We start from the raw sequence: 16,199 nt of genomic DNA on the forward strand, positions 1-16,199 counted from the left end.
GGTTTATTCACGCTTACCATCGACCAAGCGTGATACGCCAGCCGGGTTACCATCACGAATCGCCTCAGGCAGTAGGCCTTCCGGCAGCGCCTGGTAGCACACCGGGCGCAGGAAGCGGAAGATCGCCGCGCTGCCCACCGAGGTGGTGCGTGAATCCGACGTCGCCGGATAAGGGCCGCCGTGTACCATGGCGTGGCATACTTCTACGCCCGTCGGCCAGCCATTGGCCAGAATGCGTCCCGCTTTGCGCTCTAGCGTCGGCAGCAGTTGCTTGGCAGTCGCCAAGTCACCGTCATCCATCTGCAGCGTAATGGTGAGCTGGCCTTCCAACTGAGCCGCCACACGGGCTACTTCCTGAGCATCGGCACAGGCGATGACCAGCGATGTGGAACCGAACACTTCTTCTTGTAACTCGGGGTCACTCAGGAACGCCTCCGCCTGGGTAACGAATAGGCCCGCTTGGCAGGGGTGAGCTGTCTCACCTGCCTGGCCACGCGCCACTTCGGTTACTTTAGCATGGCTTGCGAGGCGACCTACGCCCTGCTGATAGGCGTCATGAATGCCCGGCGTCAGCATGGTTTGGCCTGCACTACCCTTAACAGCTTCACCTGCCGCCGCAACAAAGGCATCCAGCTCAGGGCCTTCCACCGCAATGACCAGCCCAGGGTTGGTGCAGAACTGCCCAGCGCCCATGTTGAGCGAGCCGACAAACCCTTCGGCAATCGCTTTACCGCGCGCCTTGAGCGCTTCCGGCAGCAGAAACACCGGGTTGATCGAGCTCATTTCAGCGTAGACCGGGATCGGCTGCGGCCGCGCTTGGGCCGTGGCCATCAATGCCGTGCCACCGCTGCGTGAACCGGTAAAGCCAACGGCTTGAATGCGCGGGTCAGCAACCAGTGCCTGACCGATCTCTTTGCCAGAACCAAACAGCAGTGAGAAGACGCCCTCAGGCAGTTTGCACGCGGCCACGGCGCGCTGAATGGCGCGGCCTACCAGCTCGGAAGTGCCGGGGTGGGCAGAGTGACCTTTGACCACGACCGGGCAGCCAGCCGCCAGCGCAGAGGCGGTATCGCCACCGGCCACACTGAAGGCGAGCGGGAAGTTGCTGGCGCCAAACACCGCCACCGGGCCTAGCCCAATATGGCGCTGACGCAGGTCGGCGCGCGGTAGAGGCTCACGATCGGGCATGGCCGGATCGATACGCACATCCAACCACTCTCCGGCGCGGACTACCGAGGCGAACAGGCGAAGCTGGCCACAGGTGCGGCCACGTTCGCCTTCTATGCGCGGGCGGGGCAGGCCGGTTTCGGCCATGGCGCGCTCAACCAGCTCATCACCGATTCCTTCAATTTCAGCGGCAATCGTCTCAAGAAACGTTGCCCGCGCCTCTAGGCCGGTTTCGCGATAGCTATCAAATGCTGCTTCGGCTAACGCACAGGCCTGTTCGACTTCGGCTTTGCTGCCGCCAGGGTAGGGGGGGCTAAGCTTTTCACCGGTGGCGGGATTAACGGCTTGAATGTCAGCCTGTTGGCCGCTAATGGCCTGCTGACCAATTAGTAGTTTGCCTTCCAAATTCATATAACCTCCTGCTGGTGCTAAAAAATAGTGTCAAAGCGATTGAACGGTAACCGCCGGTGCGTCTGCCTCCACCTGAAGCGGATTGCGCAGAGCCCGGCCAAATTCGTTGATACAGATCTCAAAGCGGTCGCCTTCGCGCACTTTGATGTTGTCAGCAAAGCTTAGCGTAGCAGTGCCGAAAAAATGTACGTGGATATCGCCAGGGCGCCGGAAACCTGGGTACTTAAAGTGATGGTATTCAAGGTTGGCCAGACTGTGGGCCATATTGGCTTCGCCGGTCAAAAAAGGCTTTTCCCATACGGTCTCGCCGTTACGTTGAATCGAGCTGGAGCCTTCTAAATGGGCTGGCAGCTCGCCAATCAATAGCTCGGGCCCAAAGCTGCAGGCGCGTAGCTTGGAGTGAGCCAGCCATAAATAATTAAAGCGCTCGGTGACATGGTCAGAAAACTCGTTGCCCAGCGCGTACCCGACTCTCCAGGGTAGACCGTCCTTGCCAATAACGTAAAGGCCTGCCAGTTCGGGTTCCTCGCCTGCATCCTGAGCGAACGCTGGCGACGGGATCGCTGCTTCCGGCGCTACCACACACTGGCCATCACCCTTGTAGAACCACTCAGGTTGCGCGCCGATCTCGCCCGCGTTGGGTTTGCCGCCTTCCACCCCCAGCTTAAACATGCGCATGGAGTCGGTTAGATCTTCTTCCGCAGCTTGGGCTTTAGCATGCATCGCCGAGCGGGTGTCGGCACTGCCTAGGTGGGTGAGGCCGGTGCCGGTCACCAGGCAGTGGGCCGGATCGGAATGGGTCAATGGTGGCAGCAGATGCTTATCGTCTACTAACGCTTGGTAATCCAAACGCGTGTCGGTCAGCGCGGCGGTCACAGAGTCACTAAGTGACTGACCAGCGTTAATGGCGCGGTTGGCGAGCGTATAGGTGTCGCAGTCGAGCAGCCTAACTTGCTGTTCACTCTCTACCAGCGCGGCGCGAACTTGGCCTTGGTAGTCACACTGAATCAGTCGCATAGTGATCTCCTTATGAAACCTATTGTAGTCGTTATCAAAGCGGCCAGATGGCGAGTTGCGGCCACATCAATAGCGCCGCGAGTACACACAGCTGAATAGCCATAAAGGGCAGTACGGATAGGTAAATATCCTTCAGGCTGATATCCGGGGGTGCCACGCTTTTAAGGTAGAAAGCGGCGGGCCCGAAGGGCGGTGACAAGAACGACACCTGCATATTGACGGCGAACAGAATGCCGAACCAGATCGGGTCGAAACCGAGCTGAATAACAATGGGCAGAAAGATTGGCAGTGCCAGCATGGCAATCCCAATCCAATCGAGGAATAGCCCCAGCACCAACATAATCGCCATCATTACCAGGATAATCACAATCGGCGCTACATCAAGCCCCAGAATCAAGCTTGAGACAAAGCGGTTGCCCCCCATCAGGTTGTAGACGCCCACCAGAGCGGCGGCGCCGATGCCGATCCAGATGATCATGCCGCAGGTATTCATGGTTTGGCCCAAGCTGTGGTGCAGCATGCCTGGGGTGAATTCGCCGCGAATGATGGTGGCAAGCAGTACGCCAAAGACGCCCATGGCCGCTGCTTCAGTGACCGAGGCGACCCCACCATAGATAGTGCCTAACACCAAAAAGGCAATCAGCCCAGGCAGCAAAATGGCTTTCGCCGCGTCCAGCTTGGTGGCGAAGGGGTTATCTTGAGCATTTTTATCTAACGGCGGCCCTAGGGCTGGATTTTTTAGGCAGCGCACCAGGACATAGGCAATATAAGACCCCATCAGAATCACCGCTGGCGTCACGGCCGCGGCGAACAGGTCGGCAATCGATACGCTGGCGATCAGGCCGTAGATAATTAGTACGATTGAGGGCGGCATCATGGTGCCCAGGGCGCCACCGGCACACACTACCCCGATGGAGAGATGCTTGTCATAGCCGAGACGCAGCATTTGCGGCAACGCCAAAATACCTAGCAGTACGATTTCACCGCCGATAATGCCCGAGAGGGCAGCCAGGAAAAACGCCACGACGATGGTTTGCACAGCAACGCCGCCCGGCAAGCGGCCAGCGAAAACGCGCATGGCATTGAACAGATCTTTGGCGATGCCAGAGCGATCCAGTAGCGATGCCATCAACACGAACATAGGCACCGCCACCAGCGAGTACTCGGTGATAAACCCATAGACGCGGCTGGTAACCAGCGGCAGCGCCGCTTCACCGAACCAGCCGAAGGTGAACGCCATCGCCACCAAACCGGTGATAAACGCCAGCGGCAGGCCAGTGACCAGCAGCGCGAAAATGGCTCCGACCATGAGGATCGTTGCAGTTGAAATATCCATTAGCGAGGCTCCTCACTTGCAGCGCTAGGCTTAGCTCGGATCGATTGCCACAAATGCAGTGAGGCTTGAAGGGTCATTAATGCCAGAGCAAATAGAATCATGCCCTTCACCATGGCTGGAAAGGGCGGATTCCAAGAGGTGCCGGAGCGCTCCAGCGACCATTCGCCAAGCGGGTTATGGGAAGCGCCCCAAAACATATGAAAAGCGGCGTAGCTCATTGACAGGCAGAAAATCAGGGTGAGTAGGTCGTTGAAGCGGTCCATCCAGCATTTTAAGCGTGGCCCGGCGCTGTCGTAGAGCACTTTGACGCGGATATGGCTGTTGCGCGCCATGGCCGCTGGTCCGCCCAGCACAAAGATGACGGCGATGAGAAACACGACGGTTTCGTGCACCCACGAGGTCGGGTTGTTAAAGCCGTAACGCATAAAGACTTCGACGACGCTGATACCCATTGCCACCAGCACCAACCAGGAAACAGCTTGGCCACCACGGGCGATCAATCGGTCAAGCGCATTACGCTCGGGAGAGATCTCCTCTACCGTTTCGAGAATCTCGGGAAGATCATGTGTGGGAGGAGAGCGATATTGATTGTCAGGCGTTTTTTGAGACATGGCGCGACTCTACGCGCATCGCTCGGGATGTTTCCCGAGCGATGCGTTGGTTAGGTTAGTGAGGCAGAAAATTGAGAACAGGGCGTTAGAGCAGATTGCGCGAGCGCAAAAAGGCGGTCGCCGAGTCATAGACTTTCTGGGTCATCTCATTTTCACCCGCCCACTCTTTCCACTCCTGCTCAGCCGCGGTGCGGAATTTCTTACGCTCTTCTTCGGGCAAGTTGAAGGGATGAACGTCTGGGTCATCCTGAAGCCGCTGTAAGGTCTCAATATCCTGCTCTTTGAGGCGCGCAATCAGGTCATACGCCATGCCATCAAAGGCGGTATTTAACGTCGTTTGTAGCTCCTCGGGCAGGCCATCCCAGATATCCTTGTTGATCGAGACAGCGATCATTGGCATGGAGTGAAAGCCAGGGTAAAGCGGGTAAGGGGCGAAGGCGTGCAGGCCCATGGCGTCGTTGTTGGAGAGCACCGTGGAGTCAGCAGCGTCGATCACACCTTTTTCCAGACCGGTATATACCTCAGAGCCCGGCAGATTGACGGGCGTGGCGCCAATGCGCTCGAAGATGTTGTACACCATGCCTTGGGGGGCGCGGATCTTAAGCCCTTCAAAATCGGCGATGGATTCGATAGGTACCGTGGAGGGTACTGACTCCAGCGGAAAGGTCGCTGCGCTGATCAAATGCGCGCCATAAGGTTCGACTAGTTCGTTGTACAGCTCTTCGCCGCCGCCGTACTTCATGTACTCCAAGAAGTCGTAGGGATTCTGCCAGGCGCCAACAAGGTTACCGAGCATGCCGAACGCGGGATCCTGGCCAGAGAAGTAACTGGGGTCGGTCATATGACCCTGCAGGATACCGGCACTGACCGCCGAGAGCGTTTCGGTGGGGCCAACCACGGCGTTAATCGGCATTACCTCAATCTCAACACGGCCATCGGTCATTGCTGTGATCTTATTAGCCCATTCCTGTTTGATCTTAAAGCTGGGCTCGCCCGAGGTTTCTGACGCCTGAAACTTCCACTCGTACTCGGCCGCCTGAGCCGTTGAAAGGCCTAGCAGCAGCGCTGAGCCAGTGAGTAGCAAACTGTATTTCGATGTGAGCATGGCACTATTCCTCAAGATTCTTGTTGTGGAGAAAGTGGTGGTGAACAGGGTCAGCGACCCATATGGAGAGGGTAATGTTGAACATTAAGAGCAATTGTTCAACATATACTTTTGTATGGTCGACTATCTCTTGAAGGTGGTTTAGTGTCGTGCAAATTCAAAACAGCCATCGACATATACCACTAGGCCGTCAGCTGTCACCGAACTAAAACAAGGAGTTAACTTCATGGGCCAACGTCAACGTCCGCTGCGCAGTGCTGAATGGTTTGGCACGGCTGATAAGAACGGATTTATGTACCGCAGTTGGATGAAAAACCAGGGCATTCCCGACCATGAGTTTCAGGGCAAACCGATCATCGGTATCTGCAACACCTGGTCGGAGCTCACTCCTTGCAATGCGCACTTTCGTAAGTTGGCGGAGCACGTGAAGCAGGGCGTGCTGGAGGCGGGGGGCTACCCGGTGGAGTTCCCGGTGTTCTCCAACGGCGAATCCAACCTGCGCCCCACCGCGATGTTTACCCGCAACCTGGCCAGCATGGACGTGGAGGAAGCGATTCGCGGCAACCCCATCGATGCGGTGGTGCTGCTGGTGGGCTGCGACAAAACTACCCCGGCGCTGCTGATGGGCGCGGCGAGCTGCGATATCCCCACCATCGTGGTCACCGGCGGGCCGATGCTTAACGGCAAGCACAAGGGCAAGGACATTGGCTCCGGCACCGTGGTCTGGAAGCTCTCCGAACAGGTCAAGGCAGGCGAAATATCGCTGCACGACTTTATGGCCGCGGAAGCCGGCATGTCCCGTTCGGCGGGCACCTGTAACACCATGGGCACTGCCTCCACCATGGCCTGCATGGCTGAATCGCTGGGCACCTCGCTGCCCCATAATGCGGCGATTCCGGCCGTCGACTCCCGCCGCTATGTGCTGGCGCACCTCTCGGGTAACCGGATTGTCGAGATGGTCAACGAAGACCTGCGGCTCTCCAAAATCCTCACCAAGGAAGCCTTCGACAACGCCATTCGCACCAATGCGGCGATTGGCGGCTCCACCAACGCGGTGATTCACCTCAAGGCGATTGCCGGGCGGATCGGTGTGGATCTAACCCTGGACGACTGGAGTCGAGTGGGTCGCGGCACCCCCACTGTGGTCGATTTGCAACCCTCAGGGCGGTTCTTGATGGAGGAGTTCTACTACGCCGGTGGGTTGCCTGCGGTGCTCAAGCGCCTGGGCGAGGCCGACCGGCTGCCCTTCAAGGACGCGCTCACCGTCAACGGTAAAACCCTGTGGGAAAACGTTCAGGACGCCCCGCTGTATAACGACGAAGTGATCCGCAAGCTGGATAATCCGCTCACCGCGGACGGCGGCATCTGCGTGGTGCGCGGTAATCTCGCCCCCAATGGCGCGGTGCTCAAGCCCTCGGCGGCAACAGCCGAGCTGATGCAGCACCGCGGTCGTGCGGTGGTGTTTGAGGACTTCGACGACTACAAGGCGCGCATCAACGACCCAGACCTGGACGTGGAAGCCAATGACATTCTGGTCATGAAACACTGCGGCCCACGGGGTTATCACGGCATGGCCGAGGTGGGCAACATGGGCCTGCCGCCCAAGATCCTCGCCCAGGGCATTACCGATATGGTGCGTATTTCGGATGCCCGCATGAGCGGCACCGCCTACGGCACCGTGGTCCTGCACGTGGCACCCGAAGCCGCCGCCGGTGGCCCGCTAGCCGCGGTACGTAACGGTGATTGGATCGAGCTCGACTGCGAAAGCGGGCGACTGCATCTAGAGGTCAGTGACGAAGAACTGGCCTCGCGCCTGGCCGAGAGCGACCCCACCGCCGCCTCAACGCTGATCGCCAGCCAGGGTGGCTACCGCCAGCTCTATATCGAGCGGGTGCTCCAGGCCGACGAAGGCTGCGACTTTGACTTCCTGGTGGGCTGCCGAGGGTCTGACGTGCCGCGTCATTCGCACTAACTGACGAAGCTGGCCTGACTCTCCGACAGCGTTTCGCCATCGGTAGCGTGTAGCGCCATGGCGATGCCGCCCATGCAGGTCATGTCGCGATCCCAGGCGCAGCTTTCGATGCGGGTGGTGCCTCTCAGTTCGGCCACCAGGGCTTCATCAATGGCGTGATGCATGGTGGCCTGCATGGCGTCAAAACCGCGCACGCCGGAGCCGGTAATCAGCACCAGATCGGGGTTAAACAGCGCCAGGACATTGGCGATGCCATAGCCCAACGCGCGACCCGCCTCAGCATAGATGCGCTGAGCCAAGAGGTCGCCTTGCAGCGCTAGTTGGGTTAGCGCCTGCATCTGCTGCTCGGAGGGGTGAGCGCTATCGCCAGCGGGGAGGTTTAAATGGTCGGCGGCGCGGTAGAGCGCATAGTCGCTGGCATAAGCTTCAATGCATCCCCGTTTTCCGCAGGCGCACAGGGCGCCATCCGGGTGATATTTGCTATGGCCAAACTCCGCCGCTGAACCATTGGCGCCAAGGTAAGGCACGCCGTTAATCAATACTGACATACCAATGCCGTAGCCCAGCATAATGACCACCAAGTTGGGGCAATTCGTATAGTCAGGCTTTGCCGCCAGCACACTGGCAATGCAGTTGGCATCGTTTTCCAGCAGTACGCTGCAGTGAAAACGATCGGCTAATTGTGCCGATATCGGTGCGTTGCGAAAGCTTAACGCGGGTGACCAGATAATCGACCCGCTTTGCGAAGATACAACCCCCTGCACGGCCAAGCAGATCCCCGCCAAGCGTTGAAACCCGTTTAGCTGTTGCGCGCAAACAGCGCTGATCTTCTCTTTCAGCAGCGTTTCCAGGTCGTCGGCGCTCAGTGTCAGGGTGGGCACCGCGTGGTGCTCGCTATGGCGTACCTGGCCTGAGAAATCGCCCACCACCAACTGAATCTCATTGATCGATAGCTTGATGCACACCACGCAGGCCGCTTGCGGGTTGAGCTCAACCAGCGTCTTGGGACGCCCACGCCCGGAGGGGCGGGGTGCTGCTGGCGGCCGTTCCTTGATCAGGCCCTGCTGAAGCAGCTCGGCGCTGATGGAGGTCACCGTGGCTGAGCTGATGCCATTCAGCGCACCCAGGTCAACACGTGCCACCGGTCCTTGGTCTCGCAGGGTACGGATAACCGCTAGCGTGTTGTCATAGCGGCTGGTATCAGTCGACGTAAGCGCCATAAAAATGCCGTTATTGTTTGAGGTGAAAAATCGCAAAATGCGACCTAAGTTGCATATGCGTTTATTTATTTTAGCACCTAAAGTAAATAAAGCATCGCACGGCATATAAATAATAGTGGTAAGCCTTAAACGCATAATAACAACAGTAACGACAGGTGGCTCCATGCTCTTATCAGCGCGCAAACTCTGCCGCTCGTTTGGCGAAAACCAGGTCTTATTCGACGTTGATCTCGACCTTCAGGCGGGTGAAGTGCATGCCCTGTTGGGTGAGAACGGCGCGGGAAAATCGACGCTGGTCAAAATTCTGGCCGGCTACCTTAGCGCGACATCTGGCGACGTGTTGGTGGACGGCCACCAACGGCATTACCGCTCCAGCGGTGAGGCGGAAGCCGACGGTGTGGTGATGATTCACCAGGAACTGGCACTAGCGGAACAGCTCAGCGTGGAGGAGAACATCTTCCTGGGCCGCGAACTGCGTCGGGGGCTGTTTCTAGACCGACGCGCTATGCGGGAACGTAGCCGGGCGGCGCTGGCGGAGCTTGAAACGCATGTCGATCCACGCGCCCGCGTGAAAGACCTCAGCACCTCAGACCAGCAGATGGTGGAAATCGCCAAGGCGATCACCCGCGATGTGCGCGTGCTGATAATGGACGAACCTACCGCCACCTTGACTGAAAACGAAGTAAAGGTGCTGTTTGCACTGATCGACCGCCTGCGCCAGCGGGGAGTGGCCATTTTGTATATCTCCCACAAGTTGCGTGAAATCGAGCAAATTGCTGACCGTGTAACAGTCCTGCGCGACGGCCACTTGGTGGACAGCGGCCCCATGGCCGGGCGCAGCAAAGAGGAGTTGGCGCGGTTGATGGTGGGGCGTGAGATCACTGAAATGTATCCGCCGCGTACCCACCTTCCTGACGATGCGCCGTTGGTATTGGAAGTGCGCGATATGGTAGTGCCCGGCGCCGTTAAGCACGCCAGCTTTACCCTGCGTCGGGGTGAGGTGTTGGGGTTCGGCGGCATTGTAGGGGCGGGGCGCACCGCGTTGATTGAAGCGGTGCTGGGTTTGCGCCGCAAAAGCGCTGGGCAGGTGCTGCGCAACGGCCAGCCGGTAGTCATGCGCCACCTGCGTGATGCGGTGCATCAGCGCATCGCCTATCTCACCGAGGATCGTAAAGGCAAAGGTCTAGTGCTCAATATGGATCTGCGCTCCAACGTTACTCTGCTCAACCTGCGCGCTCACTGCCACCCGCTGATCGATCGCCGCCGTGAAGAGCAAGCCTTTCAACAGGCGATTGAGCGCTTCGATATCCGGCTGCGCACGGCTGCACGCACCGCCGCTGAACTCTCCGGCGGCAACCAGCAAAAGCTGCTGCTCGCCAAGGTAATGTCCATCGACCCTGAAATCGTGATTATCAATGAACCGACCCGGGGCATCGATGTGGGCACCAAGCACCAGATTTATCACTTTATCCGTGAGCTAACGGATTCAGGCTGCTCGGTGATTTTGATCTCGTCCGAGATGGGCGAGCTTATCGGCCTTTCCCATCGTGTGGCGGTGATGTGTGCCGGCGTGCTCACTGGCGTACTTGAAGGCGAACAAATTAATGAACAAGAAATTATGCAGTACGCATCCGGTATTAAAGGAGTAGGGGTCGATGAGCAGCGTCATGGCTAATAACAAAACGACTAATAAAGCAGCGAATAAAATGATTACTCAAAAAGGCTTCGCGATTGACCTGAAAACCTGGGGGCCGTTTGTGGCGCTGGTGGCTTTAGGACTGCTGGGGGTGCTGATTAATCCGGCGTTTCTGGGGCTGGATAACCTTTCGAACATGCTTACCCGCAGTGCTTTTATCGGCATTATCGCCATCGGCGCCACCTTCGTGATTACCGCCGGTGGGTTGGATCTTTCGGTGGGGGCCATGGCGGCCTTTATTGCCGGGGTGATGATTATTTTAATGAATAGCCTCATTGAGCAGTTCGGTGCTGGGTGGACCACCATACTGCTGGGTATTGGCGCTTCGTTGTTGTTGGGGATTTGCGCCGGCTTTATCAACGGCATTGTGACGACGAAAGGCAAGATCGAAGCGTTTATTGTCACCCTTGGCACCATGGGGATTTACCGTTCGCTGGTGACCTACCTTTCTGATGGCGGAACGCTGACGCTGGACTGGGCAGTACGGGATATCTACCGCCCGGTGTACTACGGCAGCTTTTTGGGCATCACCATACCTGTGTGGGTATTTTTGGCAGTGGCCGTCATCGGCTACATCTTGCTCAACTATACGCGCTTTGGTCGCTACTGCTTTGCCATCGGCTCTAATGAAAAGGTCGCCGAATACAGTGCCATTCATGTGGATCGCGTGAAAACCCTGACCTACATGCTGCAAGGCGTGTGTGTGGCGCTAGCAACGATTATTTATGTGCCGCGTTTGGGTTCTGCCTCGGGTGCCACCGGGGTGCTCTGGGAGTTAGAGGCGATTGCCGCGGTGATTATTGGCGGCACCATGTTGAAGGGTGGGCATGGGCGCATCTGGGGCACGGTGGTGGGCGCCATCATGCTCACCATGATTGGCAATATTCTCAATTTGACCGACGCCATTTCCAACTATCTCAACGGCACGGTGCAGGGGATCATCATCATTGTGGCGGTTTATCTGCAGCGTGCATCGTGGAGGAAAACAGGACCATAAACTCACTCGCTAACAGCGCAACATCAACGACAAGCAGCGAAACATAACAAGTACAAACACGAAAGGAGCATCACCATGCGAACCATCAAGACAACAGTGAAGGCCTGCGTCACTACCGCTGCACTCGCGTCAGCGATAGGGCTCTCCGGCACCGCGGTTGCCCAGGAGTACACTATCGGTGTCTCCATTCCCGCTGCCACCCATGGTTGGACGGGGGGCGTCAATTACCACGCCGAAGAGGCTAAAAAGCGCCTTGAGGCGCTCTATCCCGACATTGAGATCACTATCTCCACGGCGGGCACTGCTGGCGAACAGGCCAATGACCTAGGGAAACGCTGCATAAATACAGCCGTGGCTGCCTAAGTGCCACCGGCAGGGTAAAATATCGTCTTCCACTGTCCGACTGAGTTTCCAATGAAGCAGATCTCGTTTGCTCAGGCTGAGCACCAGAACAAGAAGAAGGTCACCCGCCGGGAACGGTTTCTGGCGCAGATGGAGGCCTTGATGCCATGGCAACGCTTGATTGGGGCGTTGTCGCCGTCCTACTTTCCGACGTCGGCGGGCAAGCGCGGTCGGCCACCCATCGGTCTGGAACGGATGTTGCGGATCTATTTCCTCCAGCAATGGTATGCACTGGCCGATGAGGCGCTTGAAGATGCCATCTATGACAGCCAGGCCATGCGCGACTTCATCGGTATCGACCTGGCCATCGAGAGTGTTCCCGACGCGACCACGTTGCTTCGCTTTCGCCATCTGCTTGAGAAGCATGCCCTGACTCAACGGATCTTCGAAGAGATCAATGCCAGTCTGGCTGACCAGGGCCTGTTCATGCGCGAGGGCACTATCGTTGACGCCACCATTGTGGCGGCGGCGCCTTCCACCAAGAACAAGGCCAAACAACGTGATCCAGAGATGAAGCAGACCCGGAAAGGGAATCAATGGTTCTTCGGGATGAATGCCCATATCGGCGTCGATGCCGTGACGGGGCTGACCCACAGTGTGGCCGCCACCTCGGCTAATGTCGCCGATGTCACCATGACGGGGCATTTGGTTCGTGAGGATGACAAGCGAATATACGGCGATGCGGGTTATCTCGGCATGGAAAACTATCTGGGTGAAAATAAGCATGACCCGGACACTCGGTGCTGCGCCGCTGCCAGACGCGGCGCCATCAAGCGAATGGAAGACAGTCGAAAGAAAGCGCTGCTGCTGGCCTTCGAAAAGACTAAGGCCAGTATCCGCGCCAAGGTCGAGCACCCGTTTCATGTCGTCAAAAATCTCTTCGGCTACCGCAAGGTTCGCTACCAGGGACTGGCCAAGAACCAGGCGCAGCTGCTTAGCTTATTTGCACTGGCTAATCTGGTGCTGGCGGGACGATGTCAGAGACATCTTGGTGGGGGTAGTGTGTCTTGAATTCGGCTGGGCAGCCGGAAAACAAGGCTGCCAGGTAAAAAACGCCACTGACAGTGGCTAAAGATTGATCGCGGAGATAGTACTCGGGCCACATTGGGAACGTCAGTTGCCCACATACAAATTGATCAGCGTTTCCCTAGAGGACTTGGTGTCGCTGCGAAATATTGATGCGCTGGTGGTGCTGCCGTTCGAGTCTGGCCCGCTGACCGATCCGGTGCGCCGGGTTAAAGAATCCGGCGTGTTCGTGACCGTGGTAGATCGAGGCCTGACGGAAGAGGGGATCCAGGATCTCTATGTCGCGGGCAACAACCATGAGTTAGGCCGCGTTTCCGGCGAATACATCCGCGAACGCCTTGATGATGAAGGCGACATTGTGGTGCTGCGCGGTATTCCCACGGTGATTGACGACGAACGTGTGCAAGGTTTCCAAGAGGCGATTGAAGGCTCTGAGATCAATATTCTCGATATGCAGCACGCCAACTGGAATCGCGATGATGGTTTCGAGGTCATGCAGGACTATTTAGCACGTTTCGAGAATATCGATGCCGTTTGGGCGCAGGATGACGACATTGCGCTGGGTGTCATTGAGGCGGTACGCCAAGCGGATCGCGAAGAAGAGCTGTTTATCGTCGGCGGGGCGGGCATGAAGGACATCATCAAGCGGGTCATGGACGGTGATGAGCTGGTGCCGGTGGATGTGCTCTATCCGCCCGCGATGATTGCCACCGCCATGGATCTGACCGTTCAGCACTTTGTCTCCAATGGCCCCGTGCTGGGCGAATACATTCTGGGTTCGCCGCTGATTACCCAGGAGAACGCCGAGCAGTACTACTTCCCTGACTCGCCGTTCTGATCACGGTATGACCAAAAGGCGCGGGTGAAAAACACCAACCCCACCCGCGCCTATCTGCTCACTGAATCCAAACGATATTGAGAGAGTCCTATGAAAACAATCAAAGGGCCTGCGCTCTTTCTCGCCCAGTTCGCTGGTGACGAAGCTCCTTTTAATAGCCTGGATAGCATTGCTGGCTGGGCGGCGGGGCTGGGTTATCAGGGCGTACAGATTCCCAGTTGGGATGCCCGCCTGTTCGATTTAAAACGCGCTGCCGAGAGCCGCACTTACTGTGATGAGGTGATAGGCACTCTGGCCCAGCACGGCTTAGCACTCACCGAACTCTCCACCCACCTTCAGGGCCAGCTAGTGGCGGTGCATCCCGCTTATGATGAGATGTTCGATGGCTTTGCGGTACCCGAAGTGCGCGGTAATCCCAAAGTGCGTCAGGCGTGGGCCGTCGAACAGCTAAAGCTAGCAGCCAAGGCGTCGCAAAACCTTGGTTTAACCGACCACGGCACCTTTTCGGGCTCGCTTGCGTGGCCCTACGTCTACCCCTGGCCCCAGCGACCGGTAGGATTGATCGAAACCGCGTTCGATGAGTTGGCGAAACGTTGGCGGCCGATTCTGGACGCCTTTGACGAGGCGGGCGTGAACCTCTGCTACGAGATCCACCCCGGCGAAGACCTGCACGATGGCATCACCTTTGAGATGTTCCTCGATCGGGTCGGCAACCATCCACGCTGCCACATCCTTTATGATCCTAGCCACCTGATCTTGCAGCAGCTCGACTACCGCGGCTTTCTGGATGTGTATCGCGACCATATTCAGATGTTCCACGTTAAGGACGCCGAGTTTAATCCCAGCCCCAAGCAAGGCGTTTATTCCGGCTACCAGTCGTGGACGGAGCGCGCAGGGCGTTTTCGCTCCCTGGGCGATGGCCAAATCGACTTCAAGTCGATCTTTTCCTGGATGGCGGCTAACGACTATCACGGCTGGGCGGTGCTGGAGTGGGAGTGCTGCTTGAAGCATCCAGAAGTCGGCGCCCGTGAAGGCGCAACCTTTATCCGCGACCACATTATTCATGTCACCGAGAGGGCGTTTGATGACTTCGCTGACGGCGGCTCCGACCAGGCCGCCAATCGCCGTATCCTCGGTCTTTAATAACGCGCCTCAATTAATTCAACCAATTAATTCAATGACAGCGGAGAGCAACACGACATGAGTACTCAACACGACACGCCGCGTCGGCTGCGCCTGGGCATGGTCGGCGGTGGCCAGGGAGCATTTATCGGCGGGGTACACCGCATCGCTGCTCGGTTGGATGACCATTACGAACTGGTGGCCGGGGCCTTTGCCTCTGACCCCGAGCGCAGCCGGGCCGCGGCCGCAGAACTGCACGTGGCCGCAGATCGCGCTTATCCCGACTACCAAACCATGGCCGAAGCAGAGCGGCAGCGATCGGATGGCATTGATGTGGTCGCCATTGTCACGCCCAACCATGTGCACTTCGACGTAGCGCGCATCTTTTTAGAAGCAGGCTTTCACGTTATCTGCGACAAGCCGATGACGATCACCCTGGAAGAGGCGCAAACCCTCGCCGAGCTGGTGGAACGGACGGGATTGTTCTTTGGCTTGACCCATAACTACTCCGGCTACTCATTGGTTCGCCAAGCGCGCGAGATGGTGGCCAACGGTGAGCTGGGTGATCTCCGCGTCGTCCAGGTGGAGTACCCGCAAGATTGGCTCTCCACCCGCTTGGAAGAGAGCGGCGTAAAGCAGGCCGAATGGCGCACCGATCCCAAACGTAGCGGGCCAGCTGGCTGCTTAGGCGATATCGGCACTCACGCGTATCACCTGGCGCGCTATGTCACTGGGTTGCAACTGGAATCACTCGCCGCCGATATGCACACCTTTGTCGAAGGGCGCGCGCTGGATGACAACGTCCATATGCTGCTGCGCTTCAAGGGCGGAGCCCGGGGAATGCTTTGGTCGAGCCAAGTCGCGCCGGGCAACGAAAACGGCCTGCAGCTGCGCGTTTATGGAAGCCTTGGTGGCCTTGCCTGGCGCCAGGAAACGCCCAATCAGTTAGTCCATTCGCCGCTGGGTGAGCCCACACGGCTATTGACTCGCAACGGCCCAGGCCTAGGCGACGCCGCCATGGCGGCTGCGCGAATTCCACCGGGGCATCCGGAAGGCTATCTCGAAGCCTTCGCCCAGCTCTATCGCGATTTCGCCGTGCAAATTCACGCCCACCAACGGGGTGACCACGCTGATGAGCTGGCGATGCAAACACCGGGCGTGGCCGACGGTGTCGATGGTTTAACGTTTATTACCCGCGCACTGGCCTCGTCCGCCGCCGGTGGGCAGTGGGTGGATATGTGAAGACGGCCACCTGAGATAACAACAACATCAAGAGAGA

The 16,199-nt window shown here is 57.8% G+C and carries 14 protein-coding genes; 8 read left to right on the forward strand and 6 right to left on the reverse strand.

Translation table 11 applies throughout. The features are described 5' to 3' along the window. Positions 1–3: 3 nt before the first annotated feature. The 5 genes from V8L70_RS06465 to V8L70_RS06485 all read right to left on the reverse strand — a co-directional run bounded on the left by V8L70_RS06465 (position 4) and on the right by V8L70_RS06485 (position 5,647). Positions 4–1,578 carry an aldehyde dehydrogenase (NADP(+)) gene (locus tag V8L70_RS06465; protein ID WP_101148053.1) on the reverse strand — a complete coding sequence of 525 codons (1,575 nt, stop codon included), beginning with the start codon at positions 1,576–1,578 and terminating at the stop codon, positions 4–6. Positions 1,579–1,608: 30 nt separating this feature from the next. After that, on the reverse strand, positions 1,609–2,595 hold the full coding sequence (gene araD1 / locus V8L70_RS06470) for an AraD1 family protein (RefSeq protein ID WP_101148052.1): 987 nt from the start codon (positions 2,593–2,595) through the stop codon (positions 1,609–1,611). Positions 2,596–2,629: 34 nt separating this feature from the next. Continuing rightward, positions 2,630–3,931, reverse strand: a complete 1,302-nt coding sequence (locus V8L70_RS06475) for a TRAP transporter large permease (protein WP_008959428.1) — start codon at positions 3,929–3,931, stop codon at positions 2,630–2,632. Then, positions 3,931–4,542, reverse strand: a complete 612-nt coding sequence (locus tag V8L70_RS06480; protein ID WP_101148051.1) for a TRAP transporter small permease subunit — start codon at positions 4,540–4,542, stop codon at positions 3,931–3,933. Before V8L70_RS06480 ends, V8L70_RS06475 begins: the two co-directional genes overlap by 1 nt. Positions 4,543–4,627: 85 nt before the next feature. After that, complete coding sequence (locus V8L70_RS06485; protein ID WP_101148050.1) at positions 4,628–5,647, reverse strand: TRAP transporter substrate-binding protein; 1,020 nt, start codon at positions 5,645–5,647, stop codon at positions 4,628–4,630. A gap of 226 nt (positions 5,648–5,873) precedes the next feature. On the opposite strand from V8L70_RS06485, the gene V8L70_RS06490 reads away from it, so the two are divergent. Continuing rightward, entirely contained in the window at positions 5,874–7,619 is a 1,746-nt protein-coding gene (locus V8L70_RS06490) for an IlvD/Edd family dehydratase (protein ID WP_101148049.1), read from the forward strand. On the opposite strand, the gene V8L70_RS06495 is transcribed toward V8L70_RS06490, so the two are convergent. Next, on the reverse strand, positions 7,616–8,839 hold the full coding sequence (locus V8L70_RS06495) for an ROK family transcriptional regulator (RefSeq protein ID WP_101148180.1): 1,224 nt from the start codon (positions 8,837–8,839) through the stop codon (positions 7,616–7,618). The genes V8L70_RS06490 and V8L70_RS06495 overlap by 4 nt on opposite strands. Positions 8,840–9,002: 163 nt before the next feature. Between V8L70_RS06495 and V8L70_RS06500 the strand changes: the two genes are divergently transcribed. The 7 genes from V8L70_RS06500 (at position 9,003) to V8L70_RS06530 (ending at position 16,162) form a co-directional block, all read left to right on the forward strand. Then, positions 9,003–10,514, forward strand: coding sequence for a sugar ABC transporter ATP-binding protein (locus V8L70_RS06500; RefSeq protein WP_101148048.1), 1,512 nt, complete (start codon positions 9,003–9,005; stop codon positions 10,512–10,514). Beyond that, the gene (locus tag V8L70_RS06505; protein ID WP_232774983.1) at positions 10,507–11,532 is read left to right on the forward strand and encodes an ABC transporter permease; all 1,026 of its coding nucleotides are present in this window, start codon (positions 10,507–10,509) and stop codon (positions 11,530–11,532) included. The genes V8L70_RS06500 and V8L70_RS06505 overlap by 8 nt, the downstream gene beginning before the upstream one ends. Before the next feature lie 75 nt (positions 11,533–11,607). Next, complete coding sequence (locus V8L70_RS06510) at positions 11,608–11,895, forward strand: hypothetical protein (protein WP_336269075.1); 288 nt, start codon at positions 11,608–11,610, stop codon at positions 11,893–11,895. Positions 11,896–11,946: 51 nt separating this feature from the next. Next, positions 11,947–12,945: an IS5 family transposase gene (locus V8L70_RS06515; protein WP_336269077.1), complete on the forward strand. Its 999-nt coding sequence runs from the start codon at positions 11,947–11,949 to the stop codon at positions 12,943–12,945. 106 nt (positions 12,946–13,051) lie between these two features. Then, the gene (locus tag V8L70_RS06520) at positions 13,052–13,798 is read left to right on the forward strand and encodes a substrate-binding domain-containing protein (RefSeq protein WP_336269078.1); all 747 of its coding nucleotides are present in this window, start codon (positions 13,052–13,054) and stop codon (positions 13,796–13,798) included. 90 nt (positions 13,799–13,888) lie between these two features. Continuing rightward, positions 13,889–14,941: a sugar phosphate isomerase/epimerase family protein gene (locus tag V8L70_RS06525; protein WP_101146430.1), complete on the forward strand. Its 1,053-nt coding sequence runs from the start codon at positions 13,889–13,891 to the stop codon at positions 14,939–14,941. 57 nt (positions 14,942–14,998) lie between these two features. Further along, on the forward strand, positions 14,999–16,162 hold the full coding sequence (locus V8L70_RS06530) for a Gfo/Idh/MocA family protein (RefSeq protein WP_101146429.1): 1,164 nt from the start codon (positions 14,999–15,001) through the stop codon (positions 16,160–16,162). Positions 16,163–16,199 lie beyond the last annotated feature (37 nt).

This window comes from Vreelandella arctica (genome assembly GCF_037070215.1).
Taxonomy (GTDB): Bacteria; Pseudomonadota; Gammaproteobacteria; order Pseudomonadales; family Halomonadaceae; genus Vreelandella; species Vreelandella arctica.

What these genes read in the sequence shown, in the direction of transcription:
- V8L70_RS06485 (WP_101148050.1), bottom strand. Translation starts at nt 5,647, where the DNA reads ATGCTCACATCGAAATACAGTTTGCTACTCACTGGCTCAGCGCTGCTG.
- V8L70_RS06500 (WP_101148048.1), top strand. Translation starts at nt 9,003, where the DNA reads ATGCTCTTATCAGCGCGCAAACTCTGCCGCTCGTTTGGCGAAAACCAG.
- V8L70_RS06505 (WP_232774983.1), top strand. Translation starts at nt 10,507, where the DNA reads ATGGCTAATAACAAAACGACTAATAAAGCAGCGAATAAAATGATTACT.
- V8L70_RS06510 (WP_336269075.1), top strand. Translation starts at nt 11,608, where the DNA reads ATGCGAACCATCAAGACAACAGTGAAGGCCTGCGTCACTACCGCTGCA.
- V8L70_RS06525 (WP_101146430.1), top strand. Translation starts at nt 13,889, where the DNA reads ATGAAAACAATCAAAGGGCCTGCGCTCTTTCTCGCCCAGTTCGCTGGT.
- araD1 (WP_101148052.1), bottom strand. Translation starts at nt 2,595, where the DNA reads ATGCGACTGATTCAGTGTGACTACCAAGGCCAAGTTCGCGCCGCGCTG.
- V8L70_RS06490 (WP_101148049.1), top strand. Translation starts at nt 5,874, where the DNA reads ATGGGCCAACGTCAACGTCCGCTGCGCAGTGCTGAATGGTTTGGCACG.
- V8L70_RS06465 (WP_101148053.1), bottom strand. Translation starts at nt 1,578, where the DNA reads ATGAATTTGGAAGGCAAACTACTAATTGGTCAGCAGGCCATTAGCGGC.
- V8L70_RS06475 (WP_008959428.1), bottom strand. Translation starts at nt 3,931, where the DNA reads ATGGATATTTCAACTGCAACGATCCTCATGGTCGGAGCCATTTTCGCG.
- V8L70_RS06515 (WP_336269077.1), top strand. Translation starts at nt 11,947, where the DNA reads ATGAAGCAGATCTCGTTTGCTCAGGCTGAGCACCAGAACAAGAAGAAG.
- V8L70_RS06480 (WP_101148051.1), bottom strand. Translation starts at nt 4,542, where the DNA reads ATGTCTCAAAAAACGCCTGACAATCAATATCGCTCTCCTCCCACACAT.
- V8L70_RS06530 (WP_101146429.1), top strand. Translation starts at nt 14,999, where the DNA reads ATGAGTACTCAACACGACACGCCGCGTCGGCTGCGCCTGGGCATGGTC.
- V8L70_RS06495 (WP_101148180.1), bottom strand. Translation starts at nt 8,839, where the DNA reads ATGGCGCTTACGTCGACTGATACCAGCCGCTATGACAACACGCTAGCG.